This window comes from Ruegeria sp. SCP11 (assembly GCF_040329455.1).
Classification (GTDB): domain Bacteria; phylum Pseudomonadota; class Alphaproteobacteria; order Rhodobacterales; family Rhodobacteraceae; genus Ruegeria; species Ruegeria atlantica_E.
Genome location: NZ_JBDZYG010000040.1, coordinates 1 through 3,243 on the forward strand (window position 1 = coordinate 1; position 3,243 = coordinate 3,243).

Annotated in this window: 3 protein-coding genes; 2 read left to right on the top strand and 1 reads right to left on the bottom strand. The window is 54.0% G+C overall.

Annotation, left to right across the window (positions count from 1 at the left end):
- Window positions 1–945 (bottom strand): Ig-like domain-containing protein (locus ABLN94_RS24445; protein WP_352997297.1); only part of this gene is annotated, 945 nt, incomplete at its 3' end.
- A 607-nt stretch (window positions 946–1,552) separates the two neighbouring features.
- Between ABLN94_RS24445 and ABLN94_RS24450 the strand changes: the two genes are divergently transcribed.
- On the top strand, window positions 1,553–2,173 hold the full coding sequence (locus ABLN94_RS24450) for a DUF1326 domain-containing protein (RefSeq protein ID WP_352997299.1): 621 nt from the start codon (window positions 1,553–1,555) through the stop codon (window positions 2,171–2,173).
- A gap of 28 nt (window positions 2,174–2,201) precedes the next feature.
- Window positions 2,202–2,972 (top strand): DUF2182 domain-containing protein, encoded by a 771-nt coding sequence (locus ABLN94_RS24455; RefSeq protein ID WP_352997301.1) that lies wholly within the window; start codon window positions 2,202–2,204, stop codon window positions 2,970–2,972.
- Window positions 2,973–3,243 lie beyond the last annotated feature (271 nt).

Here is a 3,243-nt window from a genome sequence, read left to right on the forward strand (position 1 = left end):
GGAGAAGGTATGGCTGTCGCCATCGTCCGGATCCGTCACCGTCAGGTCGCCGATGATCGCGCCCGCCGCGTTCTCGTCGACGGAGGCGTTGGACAGCGTGATATCCGTCGGTGCATCATTCACGCCCATTACGGTGATCGTGACTGTGGCGGTGTCGGAACCGCCTATGTCATCTGTAACAACGTAGGTAAATGATGTTTGGGCTGACTGTCCGACCCCCAAGTATTCGAATTGGTTATCCGGGCCGAAAGTAATGGAAGTGACAGACCCAGAGGCGTCTGTTTGAACAGCGATAGAACCGATCAAACCTGTAGCATCAATGGACTGAATGCGGAGACTATCACCCTCGAAATCTACGTCGTTTGAAAGGAGCGATCCCGCGGTTATCAATAATGAAGAATCTTCGTCTGTTTCGGAAACGTCGTCGACCCCGTACGCGGCATTATTGGTGGCTCCCGTAATATCTAGTTGATATCCGTCCGAGAACTGAATTGCTTCAACCGATGATTTGAATGTATCTGCGCCGTCTGGACCGTCGCTTTTCCAGCTGTTCCCTTTCTTTTGGTAGGAAAAAGTGAACTGGTCGAATGTTCCATTCAAATATGCAATGTCAAATCCGTTACCACCCTCGTAAAGATCGTTTCCACTGCCGCCATAAAGGTGATCGTCATCATTGCCACCTTGAAGTTGGTCGTCCCCAGCACCTCCGTAAAGCGTGTCATTTCCATCGCCTCCATTAAGTACATCGTCGTCGCTCGCATTCCCGCCATCGGGGTCTATTGCAGGCGGTGTTCCTCCGACACCTGAGTCATCACCGTACCCAAAGATGATGTCATCTCCATCGTTTCCGTCAATTTTCTCTGGGTTGGTTGATCCGACAATTGTCTCGGAAAACGGCGTACCAACGACGGAGCTTAATCCGCCTTTTTTACCTTTAGGTGGCATTTAATTTCCCCCACAAAAGAAACTTTGTTGCCAATTTTTCGAACTTATTTTTGCCCCTTTTAGTAGATTGGAAAGGGGCAACTTTTTGAGAGGCAAAAATTTAATTATTCACTGCACCGGGAAGCAATGTGCCGCTCTAAACTTTAATCCCTAAAGTCTGACGTAGATTCTCGGTTCAAGTCAAGTGAGTCCGGAATCGACTGGTCAAACGGGTTCGTTTTGTTGAGGCTGACTACTAAAAAAGCTAGCTTTGAAAGGCAGGCACGAGATCGCAACATGCCCTTCGACAAACCAAATAGTGTTGAATTTGAGCTTGCTTTGTCGAAGCGGCAGGGGCTCGTCTGGATCGTTGTGTCTTAGCCCCCTAAAACTGTGCCATTAAGCCATTAAACTGTGCGCGAGAAGGGGATTTGACATGGCGAGGAAGCAACATTCAGACGAAGACATCTTGAAGCTGCTGCGAGAGGTTGAGCAGAAGCTGACAAAGGGTGGGCTACACTAGTGCTTAGAACCCGGAGGAAACATGGATAACCTTTCGGTTGATTGGTAAAAAGCGACCTTTCTGCTAAAATGCAGCCGTGGGAAATGTGGGATGGGAGGAGAAATCATGTCTTGGAATGTTTCAGGGGAACTCGTCGAAACCTGCAATTGCAACATGCTTTGCCCATGCTGGTTCGGACAAGCCGACCTTATGCTCTTGGACCAAGGGTACTGCGCAACATCCCTGTTGATACGCATTCGCGAGGGCTCTCATGAAGGCGTGGACCTTTCCGGCCAAAACGCGATTGTCTCATTGCATTTCCCCGGGCCGACACTGTTCGATGCGAACGGCACCGGGCGAGTGTACATTGACGAAAACGCCAGCGATGCGCAGGCGGTGGCATTGGAGACTATCTTGCAGGGTGCGTCCGGCGGCGGCATGGAGGTGCCGGCAAGCCTGTTGTCGATCTGGCTTCCGACCAAACGCGCCGGAATCAGCGTGACCGAGGCTGATGGCGAACTAACTGCAAGCGTGGCCGGTGTGGGCGAGATGAAATCCCGTCGTCTGGTCAATGACCTCGGCAACAAGATGAAACTGCAGAACGCCGCATTCAGCCTCGCCTTCGGGCATGAGGGGCATGAAGGTGATCTGGCCCCCAGTGAAGGAACCACTTGGAACGACGCGGATATGCCCGTGACCTGGACGGGCCGGTCGGGTGTGGTCGGACAAGTCGCTTGGGCCGGCTGAGGCCGGGCCGGATCGTCAGGCCATCATAATGAATGCTGTAGGAGTCGCACGACGAGATCGGGCGCTGGTGCTGGCAGCGCTAGTCGCACTCACGGCGCTGGCGTGGGCCTATACAATTTACCTCGGGCTTGGTTCGTCCCCGATGACGACAGCCGGCGACGTAGCCATGCCGATGATGATGCAGTGGTCGGTCGCGGATTTTGTCTTCATGCTTATCATGTGGGCGGTGATGATGTTCGCGATGATGCTGCCTTCAGTCACACCCGCCGTCATGATCTACGAACGGGTGCGCGCGAAGCGGGAGGACGCAGGGCGGCCCTTCGTACCAACTGGCAGCTTCGTGGCGGGGTATCTGTTGGTTTGGCTGGGGTTCTCGCTGGTGGCGACTGTATTGAATTGGTGGCTGCATGCGGGTGGCGCGCTTTCCTCCATGATGGGGAGGGTTGCCCCGACCGTGGGCGGCGTGATGTTGATATTTGCCGGGTTGTTCCAATGGACGCCACTCAAGAACGCTTGCCTAGAGCATTGCCGATCGCCCATGAGTTTTCTGACGGCTCATTGGCGCGAGGGGACCCTGGGCGCAGCGAAGATGGGATTTTACCACGGGGTCTACTGTCTTGGCTGCTGCTGGATGCTGATGGCGCTATTGTTTGTGTTGGGCGTCATGAACCTGCCATGGGTCGCCGTACTTACAATCGTAGTATTGGCGGAAAAGACGTTGCCATTCGGGCGGTTTCTGAGCCGAGGATTTGGTGTGGTTTTGATTGTCTGGGGCGGGTGGCTGGTCGCGCTTGCCTGAGGAAACTTGGGAGCATTCACGAGCGGGATGAACGCCACCGCAAAGCGATCTCCAACATGTCACTGGAAATGCAATGTCTGCGGGAGGTTAAGGTCTGCTCCGAGCCCAAACCGACCAAGATCAAAAGAGGCCCGTTTTGCACATGCAGCATTTCGGCAAGTTTGTAGACCGCCCTCGGGCGACGTTCATCCGAGATTTGAGTTGCCGTGCAGCGGCATGAGAATCAGTTGTTCAGTCCGGCTGTTTTCATCCACGGCCACGATATGTCGGG

Coding starts and splice junctions, on each gene's coding strand:
- ABLN94_RS24450 (WP_352997299.1), top strand. CDS start 1,553: ATGTCTTGGAATGTTTCAGGGGAACTCGTCGAAACCTGCAATTGCAAC.
- ABLN94_RS24455 (WP_352997301.1), top strand. CDS start 2,202: ATGAATGCTGTAGGAGTCGCACGACGAGATCGGGCGCTGGTGCTGGCA.